At 52.3% G+C, this 19,094-nt stretch carries 16 protein-coding genes; 3 read left to right on the top strand and 13 right to left on the bottom strand.

Annotation, left to right across the window (positions count from 1 at the left end; genetic code table 11):
• Window positions 1-79 precede the first annotated feature (79 nt).
• Window positions 80-1,408 carry a lipid-A-disaccharide synthase-related protein gene (locus tag LKK83_RS30175; protein WP_324635176.1) on the top strand — a complete coding sequence of 443 codons (1,329 nt, stop codon included), beginning with the start codon at window positions 80-82 and terminating at the stop codon, window positions 1,406-1,408.
• A gap of 108 nt (window positions 1,409-1,516) precedes the next feature.
• Here the strand turns inward: LKK83_RS30175 and LKK83_RS30170 are convergent, their stop codons facing one another.
• Window positions 1,517-2,254 carry a 2-phosphosulfolactate phosphatase family protein gene (locus LKK83_RS30170; RefSeq protein WP_324635168.1) on the bottom strand — a complete coding sequence of 246 codons (738 nt, stop codon included), beginning with the start codon at window positions 2,252-2,254 and terminating at the stop codon, window positions 1,517-1,519.
• A 367-nt stretch (window positions 2,255-2,621) separates the two neighbouring features.
• On the opposite strand from LKK83_RS30170, the gene LKK83_RS30165 reads away from it, so the two are divergent.
• Complete coding sequence (locus LKK83_RS30165) at window positions 2,622-2,798, top strand: hypothetical protein (RefSeq protein ID WP_324635167.1); 177 nt, start codon at window positions 2,622-2,624, stop codon at window positions 2,796-2,798.
• Here the strand turns inward: LKK83_RS30165 and LKK83_RS30160 are convergent.
• From LKK83_RS30160 to LKK83_RS30115, 10 genes are all read right to left on the bottom strand, one after another.
• Window positions 2,795-4,156 (bottom strand): glycoside hydrolase 100 family protein, encoded by a 1,362-nt coding sequence (locus LKK83_RS30160; RefSeq protein ID WP_324635166.1) that lies wholly within the window; start codon window positions 4,154-4,156, stop codon window positions 2,795-2,797. The genes LKK83_RS30165 and LKK83_RS30160 overlap by 4 nt on opposite strands.
• A 33-nt stretch (window positions 4,157-4,189) precedes the next feature.
• Window positions 4,190-4,357, bottom strand: a complete 168-nt coding sequence (locus LKK83_RS30155) for a hypothetical protein (protein WP_324635165.1) — start codon at window positions 4,355-4,357, stop codon at window positions 4,190-4,192.
• A gap of 117 nt (window positions 4,358-4,474) precedes the next feature.
• Window positions 4,475-6,148, bottom strand: coding sequence for a tetratricopeptide repeat-containing S1 family peptidase (locus LKK83_RS30150; RefSeq protein ID WP_324635164.1), 1,674 nt, complete (start codon window positions 6,146-6,148; stop codon window positions 4,475-4,477).
• A gap of 144 nt (window positions 6,149-6,292) precedes the next feature.
• The gene (locus tag LKK83_RS30145; protein WP_324635163.1) at window positions 6,293-7,168 is read right to left on the bottom strand and encodes a S1 family peptidase; all 876 of its coding nucleotides are present in this window, start codon (window positions 7,166-7,168) and stop codon (window positions 6,293-6,295) included.
• Between the two features lie 71 nt (window positions 7,169-7,239).
• Window positions 7,240-7,935, bottom strand: a complete 696-nt coding sequence (locus LKK83_RS30140; protein WP_324635162.1) for a COP23 domain-containing protein — start codon at window positions 7,933-7,935, stop codon at window positions 7,240-7,242.
• A gap of 48 nt (window positions 7,936-7,983) precedes the next feature.
• Window positions 7,984-9,000, bottom strand: a complete 1,017-nt coding sequence (locus LKK83_RS30135; RefSeq protein WP_324635161.1) for a hypothetical protein — start codon at window positions 8,998-9,000, stop codon at window positions 7,984-7,986.
• Between the two features lie 219 nt (window positions 9,001-9,219).
• Window positions 9,220-10,671: a hypothetical protein gene (locus tag LKK83_RS30130; protein ID WP_324635160.1), complete on the bottom strand. Its 1,452-nt coding sequence runs from the start codon at window positions 10,669-10,671 to the stop codon at window positions 9,220-9,222.
• A 530-nt stretch (window positions 10,672-11,201) separates the two neighbouring features.
• A complete protein-coding gene (locus tag LKK83_RS30125) occupies window positions 11,202-14,789 on the bottom strand; it encodes an NB-ARC domain-containing protein (RefSeq protein ID WP_324635159.1) in 3,588 nt (1,195 codons plus the stop codon).
• 68 nt (window positions 14,790-14,857) lie between these two features.
• Window positions 14,858-15,043: a hypothetical protein gene (locus LKK83_RS30120; RefSeq protein ID WP_324635158.1), complete on the bottom strand. Its 186-nt coding sequence runs from the start codon at window positions 15,041-15,043 to the stop codon at window positions 14,858-14,860.
• A gap of 156 nt (window positions 15,044-15,199) precedes the next feature.
• Window positions 15,200-15,343, bottom strand: coding sequence for a high light inducible protein (locus LKK83_RS30115; RefSeq protein WP_324635157.1), 144 nt, complete (start codon window positions 15,341-15,343; stop codon window positions 15,200-15,202).
• A gap of 195 nt (window positions 15,344-15,538) precedes the next feature.
• Between LKK83_RS30115 and LKK83_RS30110 the strand changes: the two genes are divergently transcribed.
• Window positions 15,539-16,447: a ChaN family lipoprotein gene (locus LKK83_RS30110; protein WP_324635156.1), complete on the top strand. Its 909-nt coding sequence runs from the start codon at window positions 15,539-15,541 to the stop codon at window positions 16,445-16,447.
• Window positions 16,448-16,507: 60 nt separating this feature from the next.
• On the opposite strand, the gene LKK83_RS30105 is transcribed toward LKK83_RS30110, so the two are convergent.
• Both LKK83_RS30105 and LKK83_RS30100 read right to left on the bottom strand, forming a co-directional pair.
• Window positions 16,508-17,320, bottom strand: coding sequence for an inositol monophosphatase family protein (locus LKK83_RS30105; protein WP_324635155.1), 813 nt, complete (start codon window positions 17,318-17,320; stop codon window positions 16,508-16,510).
• A gap of 130 nt (window positions 17,321-17,450) precedes the next feature.
• A complete protein-coding gene (locus LKK83_RS30100; protein WP_324635154.1) occupies window positions 17,451-18,887 on the bottom strand; it encodes a BCD family MFS transporter in 1,437 nt (478 codons plus the stop codon).
• Between the last annotated feature and the right edge of the window lie 207 nt (window positions 18,888-19,094).

Raw genomic sequence — 19,094 nt, 5'->3', positions numbered from 1 at the left:
ATTTGGCTCCCTGGGAAAAATATTGCAGCATGCAGCCAAGGCGATCGCGAGCGAGTAGCCGACGAGGGGAGGTATGGCATTGAGATTACTCTGTCTGAGTAACGGTCATGGAGAAGATGCGATCGCGGTTCGCATTTTGCGCCAAGTGCAGCAGCAGGAAAATCCGCCGGAATTAGCCGCGCTGCCATTAGTGGGCGAGGGGCAAGCCTATCATCAATTAAACCATCTTTCCATCATCGGGCCGGTGAAAAAAATGCCCTCTGGCGGTTTTATCTATATGGATGGGCGTCAGTTGTGGGGAGATCTGCGCCAGGGGTTGCTGGGGCTGACTTGGGCGCAATGGCAAGCGGTGCGCGCTTGGGCGAAACAAGGGGGAGCCATTTTAGCCGTGGGAGATATTTTCCCCCTGCTGTTGGCGCGCTTTAGCGGGCTTCCCTACGCTTTTGTGGGGACGGCAAAATCGGAATACTATCTGCGCGACGAACAAGGAGTGCTACCGCGTCAATCGTGGTTCGAGCGCTTAGAAAGCTGGTCTGGGTCGGTGTATTTGCCCTGGGAACGGGGGTTAATGCAGCACAAACGCTGTAAAGCCGTTTTTGCCAGAGATGCTCTCACGGCGCAAACCTTGCAAAAATTTGCCATTCCCGCCCGGGATCTGGGCAATCCGATGATGGATGAGCTTGAAGTGGACAACCCAGAGCCGATATTTTACGATCCGGATGCGGAGTGGAAAGAAACCGAGCGATCGCTGTGTATCGCCCTGATTCCGGGGTCGCGAGTGCCGGAAGCTTATGCCAATTGGCAGATAATCCTCAAAGCGGTAGGGCGAGTCGCAGAAACATGGGACGATCGCTGCCCTCTGTTTCTCGGCGCGATCGCTGCGGGAGTGAGTCTGGAGCATTTATCTCAACAACTGGAAAACGATGGCTGGCGGCGATCGCGCAGCACAGGGACGGAAGAGGAGACCCGCCCATCCGGGGCAGGCGATCGGGCTGAGTTTATCGCCTCCTTGCAAGCTCAGGGTGCTGTCACCTTCACGCAAGATCGGGGGATGTTGCTGTTAACCCAAAGTGCCTTTGTGGACTGTTTGCGAGAAGCGGATGTGGCGATCGCGATGGCAGGAACCGCAACGGAGCAATTTGTGGGATTGGGCAAACCGGCGATCGCGCTTCCCGGTGGCGGTCCGCAGTTTACCCCCGCGTTTGCGCAAGCCCAATCTCGCTTGCTCGGACCGTCCCTGATTTTAGTCCAGCAACCCGATCGCGTGGCCCCGATGCTACAGCAGCTTTTGCGCGATCCGGATCGGCTGCAACTGATTGCCGAAAACGGGACTCGGCGGATGGGCACCCCCGGGGCTTCCCGGCGGATTGCCGCTGGTTTGAGGGAAAAATTGTTTGGGGGCGTTTGACCCGTTCGCGCCATTGGCGATCGCTGAGTATTCATTGATTGGGGAGGGGTTAAGAGGGCTGAACCTCCACATCCACTGGCCCGACTTCCCCACTTCCCCAATTGCCGATTAAGCTTTTTTCACCAAAACGCTGGGTTCGGATTGAATCGGAACCACATCTAAAACATCCATTTTGGCGCAATATTCCAGATCCGCCTCGCCGTTGAGACGCAAAAGCCGTTTGCCGTGGGAGGCGTGGCGCATTAACTGCAATAAATCATCTTTCCAGTAGCGGTAAAGCGCCAGAGCGTCGATGAGTTCGTCATTCCCGGTTAAGTCGTCTAATTTAGCACCGCTGGCGGCGAGAAGTTGGTGGGCGATCGCCCCGGCACAAACCGTATCTTCCAAGGAAAAGCTGCCTTCCCACCCGGAACCGACAATCCACAAGGTTTCCGGGTTATTTTCCAGCAGATACCGCACCACCGCTTGGGTATTGACTAATGCCGCCGCCAGCACCACGGGGACAGCTTCGATCCGTTGCAGGGCGCGGGTGCCGTTGGTGGTGCTGATAAATAAGCGGCAATCTTTGACTCGTTCTGGCGTACAATCTAGGGGTGAATTTCCCAAGTCGCATCCTTCGACTTTGGATCCGCCCCGTTCGCCGGCGCGAAGGCGTTTCTCCGAGGGCCAACCTTCGCTGACTTGCATCAGTTTATTGATATCGCTGAAAAATTGCACGGAGTGGGCACCAGCATGAAGGGCGGTGGCCATCGTGGTGGTGGCGCGCAGGACGTCAACGGCGATCGCGCAATCGGGCAAGCGATCGGTGGGCGTCAGTTCTGGCGTGTGGTACACAAATAGCTTCACTACTGAAAAACACCTGCTTTTGAAACTGCCGAATTATCATTCTATATGGGTTGTGGGAAGAAATAGAATCAATTTCTCCCTAGGGTAGGTAGAAATTTGGCGGTAGGTAGCTTGAGGTGCGCTCTGAAACTTTCGCCTCTTAACATTTAGAGCGCATACATCAGTTCTGCTTTTCAAATACGCTAAGGATTAGGGGGAGAGCCGCTTTCGCTTTTCCCGATCGCTCATTAATGATTCTGCACTTGATAACGCTCTACGACTTCCGCCTCGCGAAAGCCCTGAGACTCACTGAGGCGGTACCAGACCCCTCTACTGTACTGATTGATTTGGGGGGCGTTGACCCGCACCGTTGACGCCAAAATAAGCCGTGCAATGGTTGTGGAATATCAACACAGATTGGTTTGAGTTATCGGTGTCCGCCACAGGGATTTGCATCCCCGAAGGGGAACGTAACTGCATCGCGAATCTGCCGATCCGCTCTCGGTGGGGCAGCAAGCCGCAAAATCACTGCTTTCTCGGATCCGCGATCGGCTCATTCGCCTAACAGATAATCCAGGATAAATATTGCGGATTTTCTTGCAACTCAATGGCCAATAAAAAGCCGGCAATCGTCCAGGTTTGATATTTTCTCGCTTCTTTCCCCAGCAGGCGACCGTTTTTGCCATCATAGTATTCCGGCCATTCTTCGGCGGGCAATCTTTTCGCGGCAATGTCAATCGCTTGACTGGCAATATTGGGGCGATCGCTCTGTAGAGCCGCAGCGGTTAACATCCACAGCAAAACCGGCCAATTTCCCCCATTATGATACGACCAGGGACGATTTTTTGGGTCGCAGCCGGTGAGCATTTCCCAGTCTCTTCCTTTCAGGGCGGGGAAACAAATTTTCATCGGCATGGTTCCGATTAAATCTTCCCAGCGGTCTTCTATCAAATTCATCAATTCTTGGGCTTGTTTTTCGGTGGTTAAACCCGATAGCACCGCCATCAAGTTACCCAATGAAAAAAAGCGACAATCGAGCTGTGACGGACCGAGATTGCCGGCAAAATAGCCGCCGGTTTCGGTCAACCAACGACTTAAGGCATCGTAGGGAATAGAATCAGAATAAATGTTAAACTGATTGAGGGCACTTTCTCCATATTCTTCCCCTTTGTAGCGATAAATCTCGGTTAAGCGATCGAGGTCGAGCCAATAATGCTGTTGCAGGTGATTGGCTAGGGGCTTTAATCGCTTTTCCACGGCTTGGTTAATATAAGCGTTCTCTTGATTGGGGAGGAGCAGTTCTTTCGCGGTTCGCAAGGCATAGTAAAATAAGGTTTGAATTTCTAAGGGATGGCCATCAATTCCCATGCGGCGGTCAATCATGCAAGCGCCATCGGGAACGAGAATGGTGGGATACATATCGAAGCGAGCCACCAAACACAGTTCCATAATTAGCCGGATGCCTTTTTGAAAGTCCGGTTGATGGGCTAAAGAAGATTGTCCGGTGGCTTTGACATAGGCGCGGAGGACGAAAAGCCACCACAAACAGGAATCCACGGGGGTGACGCGCCCGATCGCGCGATCGCCAAAGTCGCCAATTAAATATTCTTCTCCTTTCTCGTGAACGACTTTGAAACTGGCGGGCATTAACCCGCGCCCAACTTCCAAGAAATCCAGTTGCCTTTCTTTGATTTGTAATTTTAAGGTTTGCTGTAGGAAATTGCGAACGATGTCGGTTTTTCCTTTAATCAAAAACACTAGCGCAGAGGAGACAAAATCGCGAATAAAACATTGGTCGTAATTCAGGGATTCTACGCTGGGGTCAGAAGCGGCTACGGTTCCTACGGGATTATCGTAGTAATAGATAATCGTGTTTTCTAGTGTTTCCCACGCTTTGTTAAGGAGACTGTTTTCTGTTCCCATCGAGTTGTGATGCTAATGATTTCATTCCTTAGCTTAGCGTAGTGGGGGAGCGATCGCGAGGCTGTGGGTTTGCGATTCTGTCGCCTGGGGGGTGGAGAGTGGAGCGATCGCGGGCGCATGGCCGGTTTTCGGGATGGTCTTGCATGTTATTATTCCCCCCACCGGGGCGATCGCATTCACCGACTTGCCCATCTTGACCATTCAAAGCGCAATTGTTGGGGTTGGGAATGCGGGCAAGAACTGGTAACAAGGCTGTGCGCCTGGGTATTTTACCACATTTTCTCCCCGATGGGGGAATCGGAAACGGCACCGTGCCTTCTACAATCCGAGATCGTTGTTGGGCGCGGGTGCGGAGGTGGGGGGGTTGTTACTCGGCGCGACGGGGGGCGAAATCGGTTCGAGTCGGTCTGATTCGGAGATATATTGATAGTGTCCCACACCGAGCCAGTCTGTGGGTTGCGTGCAGTATTCTTTGCCCTGGAAGAGAATCGAGACGACGCCATCGGTACAGGCGATTGGGTTTAAACCCCATTCGTGCAATTTGGCCAGATTCGGATCCCGAGAGGTGCGTTCTCTGGAGGAGCGGTTCAGATGACGTTCTAGCTGGGATATATTGTTCATTACGGTGCGGTATTGGTTGTCTTTCCCTTGGTCTAATAATAAGGGTGCAGCACGGCGCAAATCTTCGAGCGCTCCTTCGAGGTCGCCGAGGTTGACGCGGATGGTGGCGCGGTTATTGTAGGCGATCGGGTAGTTAGGTGCGATGGCGATTGCGCGGTTGTAGTCGGCGAGGGCGGCGGGTTCGTCTCCCAATTCTACCTTGGCATCGCCGCGCACTAAGTATGCTTTTTCGTTATTCGGATCGAGTTGGATCGCGCGGGTGGTATCTTCTACCGTAGCTTGCCAGTTTCTCTGTCTGTAATGTGCTAAACCGCGATTGTAATAGACGCGCGTATCGGTAGCATTATGGCGCATGGCCTCGGTCCAGTCGGCGATCGCGCCGGCATAGTCGCCGCTGCGAATGCGGGCGGTTCCCCGGTTGAAATAGGCGCGATAGGCTTCGGTTGAGTCGGGATTTCGCTCGAGGGCTTGGCTAAAATCGGCGATCGCACCTTCCACATTGCCCCGCTCTAAATTTATCAATCCGCTCAGGTTGTAATCTCTGGCTTCTGTGGGATTGTCGGACATGGCGGGTTTCTCTGCGGGCGGATCGCGATCGAGGTTCAAGCGCGACTGGCTCATCCCGAGGCGATCGGCACTCGCCAAAAAGGTTTGAATCGGAATGGCGGCGTTGAATCCGGTTTTAATCGATACGGTACTCCCGGTGGAGGTTTCGGTTTGTCCTTCGGTGTCGCCTTGTCCGTGAATCCCCACTAAGCGCCCTTCACTGTCCAATACCGGTCCGCCACTCATCCCGCTTTTGGTGACGGCATCGTAGCGCAGGTTATATCCTTGGGGACGGTTGTGCGGGCGACTGGTGACCATTCCGGATGTAAACTCGGCTTCTCGTTGCCCACCCTGGCGATTGCCCCGGGGATATCCGAAAATATAAATTTGCGACCCGGGAACCATATGTTCCGAATCCCCCAGCACTGCCACTTCATAGGCGTTCGGACTTTCAAAGGTGACCAGGGCTAAATCCGCATCGCTGCCACTTTTGGGCAGGGAGCGCACTTCGCTGACGGGATAATCTCGCCCGTCGGGGGTGCGAACGGTATAGTTAATTCCGGGACGACAATTGAGCAGACAAGCCACGTGGTTGGCGGTTAGCACGGTATAGCGCTGTCCTTGTTTGTCAATGATGACGCCGGAACCTCCCAAGGCTCCCGCTAAATCCGCGTTAATTTGTACGGCACTTTGTTGGGCAATTTGATAAATTTCTTCGCCGCTTTTGGCTTGCACCTGGGTCGGTAAGGTGATGACGATCGCCGCTACAATGGTGGTGGCGATCGGGATTTTTGGCCAGCTCCTCTCTGTTCGAACGGTAGTCATATTCATCCCCAATTTATTCTGGCTACAATATAGTATTTTGTCGGGTATTTTAACAGTAAGTTAGGCGATGCCCACCCTACGGTTGGAAATACGATAAATCAATTTTGACTGCTTTTCCATTAATTATAACGGCGATTGAAACGCTTACAGCCCTCTTCGATTGGGTGTTGAATTTACTGGGTTTTGGAATTTAGTAATTGGAATAGCCCAACTTAAGGATTCCATTTGGGCGAAAAGTTGGGGGGAAGGCATCGAACCATCGGCAAAAATAAAGGCGCGGATGCCGAGAAACGGATATTTCAGTTTACCATTAATGGCAATTAGTTCGCCGTTTTGAGTTAAAACCGGTCCGCCGCTCATGCCTTGCACCACGTCGTTGGTATAACCGATTTCGTAGCCGCCTACTAGCGATCGCGGCGATCGCATTTGCATTCGTCCGGTGGTGAGGCGAAAGGCGCGAATTCCCCACTGGCGAGTATCTTCCACGGAAACTAAGGTATTGCCATTGCTGGTAAAGTGCCATGCCTCAAACCCAGCGGCATAGAGGGTTTCGCCAAGGGAGACGGTATCCGGGTGGGCGATCGCGGCAACTCGGTAACGGTTGGCACTGGTAAATTGCACGAGGGCTAAATCTAAATCGGCAAATTGCGCCACAGGTACGTGCCACGCGGTTTGCATTTGTCCGTCAGGGGTAATGAGGCTGTACCCTTGTGCTGACCCGTCGGCGATGACGTGATGATTGGTCAGCACGGTATAGGTTTGCCCTTGGCGAGCGACGATCGCGCCGGAACCGGAGCCGGTGGCGGTTAAAATCCGCACGCTGATGGCACGGGCAATTTCCGGCGCTTCGGGGGTGGCGATCGCCCCGGTGGCAATGGATGGCACTGAGGGGCGATCGCTCGCGGTTCTCCCGCTGTGCGAATGCAGGGGAGAAGCAATGGCAGATAAGGGCGATCGCTTCACCATCAAGCTGGCGATCGCGATCGATGCGATAACAGTTACAAGAAGCGATCGATACATGCTACGGCTCTGAGTTTCATTTCCACACCTTCCCCGATTGTCCCGAGGAATTCTCTCCGCCATCAAGTCTACTATAACACACCCCCGCCATCATTAGGTTCCGGTTGCTCATAGGAATCGTCTATGGGTTGGTTGTAACTCCCTCCCATTGTGGCTTCTTCCCATGCACCTAAATCGACAAAGGTTTGAGTGCTATCTAAACCCGTTTCGTAAATAACACCCGCACTGCTACCCACTTGACTAATTTGTAACAGTTGACCGAGAATCTGTCCGGCGCGGTTGGCATTTTCTGGCTTCAGGGTAAACAGCATATTATTTCCATTGCAAGCGTTTTGCCCGACGCTCAAGGCACAAATCACGATTTGGCCATTCACCGGCCCATTAGTGAGCAACAGGTTTTGCAATCGACCGCCATTTGCCATCACCGCCGCATTCAATTTTTGCGAAACGATTTGGCAGCGATTCTGTGGGGTATAAGGTCCGCCAAAATAACTCGACCCTTGGGGCGTCCAGACGATTAACGGGATTGGCTGTCCCCCGGGACGTTGACCTACTGTGGCAAAGTTTCCCGCACCTTGTGGAAGGCAATGAAAACTGGTGTTCCCCCCGGATGGCGGTTGAACGCTTCCTCCGGGATTGTTGCCGCCCATATTGGGCTGATTTCCTCCTCCCACTGTGGGTCGCGCGATCGCCGTGGCGGCTAATCCCACGGTACAGGTCATGGCAACCAGACTGGCGAGGATTGCCGATAATTTGTTGATTTTCATACTGTCAACTCCTTACATTTGTGAGATTGCATGTTATCGAAACTTGCTTTACAATCCCGAACCAGTATTGTTCGGTTGCGGTTCGGTATTGATATTGGTGTAGTCCGGATTATATGGCTGGGATAAGGGTTCGAGTCGGTCTTGTGCGGGCAGGTAGCGGTAAGTGCCGATGGTTAACCATTGGGTGGGCAAGGTACAGTATTGTTTCCCGTCGATGGAAATATATACCACGTTGTTGCCACACTGGGTCGGGGTTAAACCCCACTCGCGCAATAATGCCACATTGCGATCGACCGGTTGAACGGGATCTAAGCGGTTGGTTGCTACATTATATCTATATTCTCCTGCGGGATAATTTCCGATACAGAGGGTTTCTCCTTCCAGGGAGATTTCGGCTAATCCCGGTCCGCCACAGGGAACCCACTGCAAGCCAAACTCGCGCGCGATTGTATCTTTGAGCGTCTCTGTCTCTTGTACCGGGTAGGCTTTGTTGTCAGTCTCATCGTAAAGGTATTCCCCTGCTTGGGCGTCTCTGGTACAGCGGGTTTCGCTTCCGATTTGGATAACGGCAAGGTCTGGATTTCCATTACAAATCGTGGGGGTATAACCCAAGTCTCGCATGACCAGATCCGCACGGGCTGAGTCGCGATTGGCGGCTTCTATTTTAATCGTGTAGTTGCCTTGATTATTCTCGGCGAGGACGCGAATTCGATAGGTGCCCCCACTGCGGAGTGTGTAGGTGATTCCTTGTTTGAGTAGATTGTCGTTCGACTGGCTAACCACCATTTCGTCTAAGGGATTGAAAACTACCAGTTTGAGGTCGAGATTCCCTTGCGCTTCGATCGCGATGGTGATTTGCTCTCCCAGCTCACCGACAAAGTTGTAGTCATTGGCGAGTCGGTGTTCGTTTCCGTCGGGAACGAGTTGGGAACGGGTACTATTCAGGGTTCCTGGCGTAGAACGTCCGCTGGAGAGCGTTTCGATCGCCTGTGCGCTGAGTGTCTGTGCGATCGCCCCACATACCGCGATCGCTGCAATTGATTTTAAAACCCGACGATATAACATTTCCCTTTAAACTCCTATCGCTTAACGTTCTTTAAATTCCCCCTTTCCTGGCGTTGAATCTCTCGCTAAAATGTAGGGTAGTTTGAGCTACAAAATAACTGTCGTGCCAAGCAAATTGACCCATTATTTGGATGTCCTACTACTTCAGCAAAAGGACTATTTAGCCCACCAACTTAACCAACGACCAATGACTAATAACCAATTATTTTCACTCCCTCCTTACCAACTAAACACATTACTACCCATTTGCAGCTCCACAGCGCTGATTCCTTCCACGATCGCTACCAAATCTCCGCCACGGGTTGAAATATTTAAACCGCCATTTACTTCTTGCAACTGATAATTGCTCAAAGCACTGGCTAAAAAGAGAATATCTCCGGTGGGAGCGAAGTTTTCGATGCGCGCAAAATCCGCATCTCCATTTCCGACATACAAGGATTGAATTCCGGGGCTAGAAGGGCTAGGTCCAAACGCTAGATAAAACGCATCCTGTCCATTACCACCAATTAACGTATCCATTTCCCCAATACCTAAACTGGTGGGAACTATATTGTCGATGGAACCCGACAAAAGTTGGATTCCAACGCCGGAAACGAACGCCCCTTGACCAAATGCGGTGATGCGATCGTTTCCGGGAGTTCCGGTAAACGCTGCGACTCGCCCTTCAAATTGTCCCACCGCTTGATAGTGTTCCAAACCGGAATTCAAATTGCCGGTTTCAACCGCATTTGCCACATCGGGATTTGCTAGTAAATAGACTTCTTCGTTGAAACCAGAACCCGTATTTCCGGAGTCAGGCATGTTGCTGCTGCCCTTGAGGATAAAAATGCCATATTCCTGAGAAATATAGTCTGTTTCGAGAGCGCTGACGCCTTCGACGATCGCCACTAAATCGCCGCCATTTGAAATATTTAAACTTCCATTGTTGGGTTCAAATTGATAATCATTCAAATCCCCGGCTAAATGAATATAATCTCGATTCGGGTCGAAGTTTTGAACCCGCGCGAAATCCGCATCTCCATTCCCGAGATAGAATGATTGAGCGGTGGGGTTAGAAGGAGTGGTTCCCACCCCCAGAAAAAAGCTATCTTCCCCTTCTGTGCCAATCAAGGTATCGATTTCGCCGACACCCAAACTGGTGGGAATTGCATCTTGGTTGCTGACGCTAATGACTTCCACTCCAACGCCACTTATACTGGTTTCTTGACCAAATCCAGTGATGCGATCGCTTCCGGGAGTTCCGGTAAACAACCCCAATCGCCCTTCAAATTGTCCAAAAGATTGGTAATGTTGCAAACCGGAACTAAACACGCCTGCTGAAACGGCATTTGCCACATCGGGATTGGTGATTAAATAGGCTGGTTCGTTAAAACCCGCGCCGGCATTTTCACTGGGTGCAGTTCCCAGGGAACGTCCTTCGGCTTCTCCCAGAAAAATGTAGTGTTCCAATCCGGTATTTAGGATGCCATTTTGGACAGCAGCCGCCACATCGGGATTGGCGGCTAAATAGGCACTTTCATCGTATTGGGATGAAACACTTGTCCGCCCTTCAGCTAAGCCAAACTGTTGAAAGTGGTTCAGTCCAGAGGGGAAAACGCCAGCATCTACGGCGGCTTTTACATCCGGGTAGTTTTGCAGGTAAACTTGTTCGTTAAAAATTGCAAAGCTCATGGTTTTTTCTGGATTTAAAACTGAATGAATTGGGAAAAGTTGCCCCATTTTATGGATAAACCGTTTAATTTTAGAGAAATACGGGGACTTTTGAGAGTCGGGAGACACTGCTTTGGTAGCCCTGAGTTTTCCTGCTAGAGATTTAGTGGCTGGAAAATATTTGGGCTACCGGATAGGGCGAAAAGTTAGGGAAAAAATTGTTAAGGGAGAAAAAGAATGTTCCGCTGGTTCGCCCCAATTTTGTTAAGCCTGGAGTCAGGCCGTGTCTTTAACTTAACCGGAGGTTGAGAGGGGTGGCGATGAGAAAAGGTCAGAAAAAGTCAGATGATTGTATGACGTTTTGTAAGGTTTTATAAACTAAGGTGAAAAGTTATGTAAATTTATTACAAGTTTCGGGAATGGCGATCGCAAGGGAGAGAGTGCAGGGTTTTCTCCTGGGATGCGGATCCGTGGCGGTTTTTCCGGGGGCAAACAGACTCCATGAAGTGCGCTAGGGGAGGATTGTTTCCGGGAAGCCATTTCGCCAGGGATTAACCTTTCGCGCCGAGGGCTTTTAACATAGCGAGAGTGCTTTCGCTCAACCCAGTGACGCCGGCAATATTCATCTGCTCATACAGTCGAGGGAGTCGGAACGATCTGGTGGGTACAGGGGTGGGGGTTTCTTGAGTGGCGTTTAAATTCCAGCATTGGATGGTGGCGTCGCGACTGGCGGTAATCAGGGTGTGACCGTCTGGAGTAAAGGTCAGGGAGGTAATGGCATCGGTATGGGCGTGAATGGAGAGGGAACATGCACCGGTGGTGAGATTCCAAAGGTTGAGGATGCCTTCACTGCTGCCACTGGCGAGTCGGGTGCCTTGGGGGCTGAATGCCACGGTAGAAACGGCGGTTTCCTGACGGTGCAAGGCGTCGAAACATTGGCCGGTGGAGACATTCCAGACGCGGAGGGTGCGATCGCGACTGGCACTCGCGAGTAACCTACCATCGGGACTAAAGGCAAGACTGAGGATGAGGCTGAGATGTCCGTGCAAGGTATGGAGACATTCGCCGGTTTCTACATTCCATAAGGTAATGGCGGGGGCGTCGCTGGCACTGGCAACGATCGCACCGTCGGGACTCCAGGCAACGGCGAAGATGCGATAACCGTCACCGGGTAAGATTTTCCAGCAGCGATCGCTGCGAGTGTCCCAAATTCGCAGGGTGCGATCGCGATCGGGACAGGCGAATCGGGTTGGATGGGGACTAAAGGCGAGCGATCGCAGAGCATAGTTCACTCCAGGCAGGGTTCTCACTGGCTGAAATTCGCCCACGGACCAGAATTGAATCACCGCGTCTTCACTGCTGCTGGCGAGGAGTGTTCCATCGGGGCTAAACGCCAGGGCGGACACTTTCGCGTGGTGAGCTTGCAGGATTTTCGCACACTGGCCGGTTTGCAGGTTCCACAGGGCAATCTGGGCGATCGCGCTGCCACTGGCAAGCCATTTTCCGTCGGGACTGGCGGCCAGAGATTCCCAGCCGTCGTCATAGGCTGTCAAGCTTTTCACACATTGCCCGCTGGAGACTTCCCATAATTTCAGGCTGCGATCGTCGCCGCTGCTGACGAGTAGGGAACCATCGGCATTCCAGGCGACGCAGGATACCGATCCGCGATGTGCCTGCCAGGGTTTTATCGGTGTATCGGGTTCCCGGTTTTGCGATCGCTGTGAGGGGTCGAGGATGCGATCGCGGCTTTGCTGACTGTCTGAACCGATCGCCGACTCACCCTGGCAGTCTCCCTGCTTGGCATTGATACAATTAGTCAATCCACCAGACCCCAAGCTTATCTTGCCATCGGTGCTGCCGATACAGATTGCACCCCCTTGGCTGAAGGCAGAAGCACTTATTGTATAAATACGGGTCTCCATGTTGCGCCTGCTTGCGTCTGGTCTATTTGTGAGCCAACCGTCGAATTTTATACCTAGGGGATAAGTGTCGGAGGCAGAAAAACTAAAGGCGAGGCTAAGTGCCAGATGATGGGGGGAAACTCGGGGGGAGAGGGGTTCTCCGGTACAGACATCCCAACAGGCGAGAATTTTATCGGGCTGGGCGATCGCGAGGATGCGGTCGTCGCGGCTAAATGCCACCGATGGCGTCATCCCGGTGAATGTGAGCCAAGACTGGAGACAGTTTCCCGTGGCCACTTGCCATAATTTCACCTGGCGATCGCGGCCACAACTGGCCAACCACTGCCCATTGCCACTAAACGCCAAAGAGGCGATCGCCTGGTCATGGCCTTTCCAATGCCGCATCGGTTGCCGATCCTTCACTCGCCACAAACAAATTATCCCCTTTGTATCTCCCGTGGCCAACCATTCCCCCTCCCGGTTCACCGCCACGGCAACAACCTGTCCGGCAATTGTCGAAAATACCGATTTAGCCAGATTAGAACCCGCAAAATTCACCCCATGAAGCGGCACTTCCCTCAGATCCGCTTGCCATACTGTCAGGTCAGAAAAATCCGCCCCAGTTAAATCGATGTCCAGTTTCGCCAACAGATTGAGAATATTTCCCGCGCCATAGCCAGGAGTCGGCATTTCTGCGCGCAGTTTCACTAAAATCAAGTTTAATTGTTCTGCTAAGTCTTCTTGACTGGGATAGGTGGCTTGGAGACGCTCTACTAATGGGTCTAAAATCGCCTGAATTTGAGCAGTTTTGATATCCTCTTTGGCATTGGCTTGAATTAAGGCATAGTGATTCAGGTAGAGGTGGTTTGCATAACGAAAGTCTACTATTTCTTCATAGATTATCTCGATGAGTTGTTTGGTGACGTATTCTATTACCAAGGCACTTTGGGTAAAGCCGGTGGTGGTTTTTTCAATCAGCGATCGCCGTCGCAAAAATTCCAGCGCCTCGATGACCCTCGGTTTCGATTCCGGTGGTACGATATCCCCCAGCAAGTCAGTTACAGACATCGGTTCGCGGGCGATCGCCAGCCAATACATGACTTTCGCTTCCAACATCGAGAGGCGCTGAAATTGCTCGTCGAGCAAGGTTTTAATCCCCGGTAACAGGGGATTTTTTTCGGCTAAAAAGTCAGTTAAACTGCCATCATATAGCTCTAAAATTGCGGTGGCGGCTTTTTTGAGCGCCAGTGGATTTCCGTGATAGCACTGCACCAGTTCTCTGGCGCGATCGGGGGCGATCGCCAGTCCCTTATCTTGCAGGAGTTTTTGGGCGGCGGTTTCGCTTAATCCGGTCAATTCCAGCACCCGAACCCGTAAGGTATTGCCTTCTAAGGTGGCAATGGTTTCGGGTTTTTCTCGGGCGGTGATTATCAGACAACTGGGATGAACCAGTTCTCCCACTTGTTGGAGAATTTCGTCATAGCTTTCATATCCTTGGCGGTAGCAGCCGAGGGGGAAAGAATGGGGGGTTTCTGCAGAAATTTTTTGGGGTTCAAAGAGGGATTCAAAATTATCGAAAATGACCAAGCATCGCTGCTGCTGAAAATAGTGCAGCAATTTTTCCACTCGGAATGAGGTTGATTTGGGTAAAGGAGTGTCGGGTTGGTAGGAGAGAAAGTGAATCAGCTTGGCGAGGGTGTCGCGCAGGGAGGGTGCATGACGAAGACTGCGCCAAATCACGCAGTCAAACTGAGGCGAAATCTGCTGGACTAATTGGACGGAAAAAGCGGTTTTGCCCATTCCACCCATGCCTAAAATGGCAATTAAGGCACAGTCCTCTTGTAAGATCCAGCGTTTTACGGTGGCGAGTTCTTCGTGACGTCCGTAAAATTTGGAGATATTGACGGCTTCCGTGCAATCTTGACGGGGATGAAGGGTGCCCGGGGAGGTGGTGGGGCAGGGTTGAGGGTCGGCGGGGCGATCGCACTGTTCGGTGTAATGCCGGAGGACTGCGTGTAGATTGCGCTTGGTGACTCGTTCGCCGATGGCTTGGGAGAGCAGTTGCCACAGTTTAGAGCCGACATCTTTGATATAATCGGGGTCATAACCGCCTTCTAGGGCAATTTCTTGGTAGGATTTGCCGCACCAAGATTGGCAAAAGACAAGTTCTTGAACGTCATTTAATCTCTGGGGCTTGATAATTTTATCTATAATTCCCAGTGCGTCTTCAGTCCTCATGCCCTCGATTTTACCCGCTGTTTTGCTCTATTATAGCGGGTTGGGGGTGATTTTCGTTGCGATGGGATTTAGGCGAGGAACAGTTCGGCGATCGCGGCGAGGACCAGGGCGAGTAAACCCACGCGCAGGGAAGTGGGGACTACCGGATCGACGGTGGAGGTGTTGGGGTCTGTAGGGGGGGAGAAGACGAGGGCGATCGCGGCGATCGCGTTCATCGGAGGGGGAGTTTGGTTGGGGGTTGGGGGTGGAGACATGGGGAGGGTTCCTCTGGGGCAACTGCAAAGACTGAGGGGGTAAAACCGTTTCATCTGTATAATAATGACGGCGATCGGGGGTCAGGGGAAAATGTTACCCCGATGCCCGCGATCGCGTCAGTTAGTGAAAACGGCGTTTTAGATGTCACAATCGGATTACATTAAGCCGATTTGGGATAAAATCCCTTGACCGGTCATCAGTTCGGTCAAGATGCCAATGGTGAAACCTAACATCGCCAAGCGACCGTTCCAGGTTTCGGCAAAGTCAGTAAAGCCAAATTTGGGTTCTTGCGTTTCCATACTCGTTAACCTCGTGAAAAATCAAGTCTTTGTAATTAAACTTAACGTAGTCGGCGGTGAAATTGCAACATTTTTTAACAATCTCCCCCTACAGTCAGAGGGGAGGGTGACGAACCCGCGATCGTTCAACGGTTCATAATTAATTAACGGAGTCCAACTACACTGCAGTAGCGAACCCTAGGGGAAAATAAAGCGATGAGACAAACCCAATTGAGCCAACTGTATGCCTGTTCCGTGGCGATGGTGTTACTGTGTTCTGCGCCGAGTTACGCGGAAAGCATAGACGGACTCTTCCCATCGGTAGAGATGCCTGCGGTGGCGTCTGCGTCTCGGGAAGCGGTCTTGGAAGAACTGAAAAAAGCCGATGTGGTGTATTTGGGGGAAACCCACACCCGAGATGGAGATCGCGAAGCGCAACTGAGGATTATTCAGCACCTACATCGACACAATGGGAAAGTAGCGATCGCGATGGAAATGTTTCAGCGCCCCTATCAAAGCGCGATCGATGCCTATTTGCGCGGGGAACTTAGCGAAGAACAGCTCATCGAGCAAACCGAGTACGAACAACGGTGGGGCTTTTCCTGGGAAAGCTATGCGCCGATCCTGCGGTATGCCCGCGAACATCAACTGCCGGTTTTGGCCCTCAACACGCCCACGGAAGTGACGCGAAAAGTCGCCCGGGAAGGATTGGCAAGCTTGACGCCCGAGGAACGGCAACATATTCCGCCGGTGGAGGAGATTCGCACCGATAATGCCGATTATCGGGAAATGGTGCTAGCGGTGTATCGACAGCACATGCAGGGGGGGCACGGATCCAGTGCCAACTTCGAGAACTTTTTTCTCGCCCAGGTGTTGTGGGACGAAACGATGGCAGAAACCATTGCCAGATTTGCGATCGAAAATCCCGACTATCAGGTGGTGGCGATCGCGGGGCAAGGTCATATCCTGTATGGGTATGGGATTCCCAGTCGGGTGGAACGACGGCTCAACGGGCAAAGCGGTTCGCGTCCATTCGTGCAGCGATCGCTCCTGTTAAGTGCCCCCGAGGAGATGCGATCGACTCAGGACAAACCGATTGCCGATTTTGTTTGGCAACTCGACTAACTGGGGGTGAAAGCTGGCGGCGCGAGTTAAAGTTCAAGAAAAGCGATCGAGAATTAACCCTCAATCCTGACGCAAACACTCCACCAGGGGTTGAAACACGGACAACTGCTCAGATCGGGCGACAACTAAGGTGGGGAAGGGACGCTTTTCGTAATTCGTCCCCACCTTCAGGGGAAACAGGGGTTGAGATTCCAGGGGTTGCCAGATCGCGCCGGATGCTTTGACGATCGGCCAAACGGCGGCAATATCCCAAATTTTCGGCGTTCCTTCAACGCCGCCGATGCTAAATCCGGCGGCGACAGTCAGAAAATTGTAACTGGCAACGCCTAACATGCGAATTTTGCAGGGAAAGGGATGCTGGTAGGCGCGGATGCTGCGCGAACAGAATCCGAACAAGTGATTGACGCTGAGTTCTTCCTCGCTGCTGTGGATGGCGCGATGATTGAGAAATGCGCCCATAGGTCCGGTGAGTCCGGTATTGCCGTACCAAAATCCGTGGAACGATTGACTCAGGGGCGGTACGTGAACGTACCCGAAAACGGGGGTGCCTCGGTAGCACAGGGCCATAGAAACTGCCCAAATGGGAATCCGGCGGGCGAAGTTGGTGGTGCCATCCAGGGGATCGATGACCCAGCACCATTCGGAATCGGGAAACACATGTTCCGCTTCTTCGCTGAGGATGCCATGTTCCGGGAAGCGAGCGTCGATCGCTTCGATAATTTGGCGATCGGCCCACAGATCGGATTGGGTAATTAAGCTCCCATCGGGTTTTTCGGATGCCTGCACTTGACCGAAATCGGCCATTAAATCTTTGCCGACTTTGATAGCTGTGGTCTCTGCAAAGTTTAAAACTTTGTCCCAAAAATCAGTCATTAGATTTAGATTTTAGAGATTCGAGTTTAGGGTTTATCATTAATCAATCTGGGAGAAAACCGATCTCGGCGGGGACATCGGTTTTCTCTACAGTAGACTTTTTTCGGTTTGGGGGAAAGGGGTGGGTATTTTACTCTAAGTCGCCTTCGATAACCGTGGCGATCGCTTGCTTGGCATTGTCGCGGAATTCCCGGATGTTCACCCGCCGCAGTAATACCACCGCCGCAATCATGCCCGCCGCTTGGGTGGTAAAGACTAGCCCATAGGCGAGAAGGGGTACGGAAAACAAGGCGCGACCGAGGTCTAACACTGCACCACCGGTGACGGTGGATAGTCCCCGAGCGATCGCCTGCGCTAACCCCCACGCCCCAATAAAGGTTCCGGCAGTTTCGGCTGCTGTCAGATCCAGCATTAAGCTAATCGCTCCGGTTGTAATGATGCCAGAAGCTAAACCGTAGAGCAATAAGCTGCCCATTAACATGCCCGGGATTGCGCTATATCCCGCCAGGATAATCAAACCGAGACAAATCGCGGCGGCAATACAGCCCCATTTGGTGGTGTTTTGCTTGCCCAGGCGCGGGACGATTAAAAATCCGGTGGACCCAATGCCGATTAAGGTGCCCATCCCGAAGAAGGCATTCAGTTGGGTGGTTTCGGAAAGCGCCATGCCAAAGACTTCCCCACCATAAGGTTCCATCACTGCATCCTGCATAAATAAACTGATGATCATTACCAGCAGGAAGGTGAAAAAAATCCCAGTTTGCGGACTGGCGGTTAAGACGCGCAGGGCTTTTCCCAAGGTGATTTGGTCTTCTCGGTTAACCATTTTGGACCGTTTGCCGTAGCGAGAATATTTGTCCTCTACTCCGACGGTGGCGACAAAGGTTAGGGCGAGGACGAGGGCGGGGACGATGATGAATAGGCGATTCACCGATGCCTGTAGGGTGGCGATCGGGGTATCGAGGGCAATTTGCGCGAGCAAGCGACTGCTGATTATCGCGCCGATGATAATGCCCACCATCAGCATCGACCAGACGATGCCCACCAGTTTGGACCGGTTGTCTTCGTCGGAAACATCCACCAGGAGGGCGGCGAAGGGGGTGGAACTGGCACTGAGGGCTAAACCGTACAGGGCGAATACACCCCCGAGTCCAGCGGCCCAGGCTCTTGTTTGGGAACTCCACCCGGTGGCATCTAAACTGTTGCCTAGTTGCCACACCACTTGCACGGCGAAGAAGGCAACGAAGGTAAACAGCAAGGCACCAATCCAGACGTAACCCGTGCGATGCTTTCCCCCTAGGGGTTTCGCGTCGGACATCTGACCGAACCAAATGCGGGCGGGACTGACAAACTGGTGCATGGCGATCGCGGTTGCTGCAATGAATGCCGGGACTTTCAGTTCGTCGATCATCACCCGGTTGATGACGCCTAGGGTTAATAGGGACATTATCCCCAGTCCCATCTGGAATAAGCCTAGGCGAAACATGGTCAATAGGTCAATTCTCGGCATGGATTCGCTAGACGCCGAGGGGGTAGATTGGGAATCGGGTAGATTGCCAGTTGCCATAGGGAGGAAAGGTGGTTATCGATACAGGGCTTGCGCTTTATTCATGTTAGGATAACTTTAACTAAGACGATAGGGGTAGTGGTTTAGTCCTGACCCTTGCTAGAAAATTACTGGCCGAGGGGTTGACTTTTATTGGGTTTTATGCATTTGCCAATCGGGATTGGCGGTTGCGCTTCACTTGCCGGGGATGCGATCGCCCGGGGGATG

This window comes from Phormidium sp. CCY1219, assembly GCF_035615515.1.
GTDB lineage: Bacteria > Cyanobacteriota > Cyanobacteriia > Cyanobacteriales > Laspinemataceae > CCY1219.
Note: the sequence above shows the minus strand (reverse complement) of the source record. Positions and strands in the feature narration are given on the sequence as shown.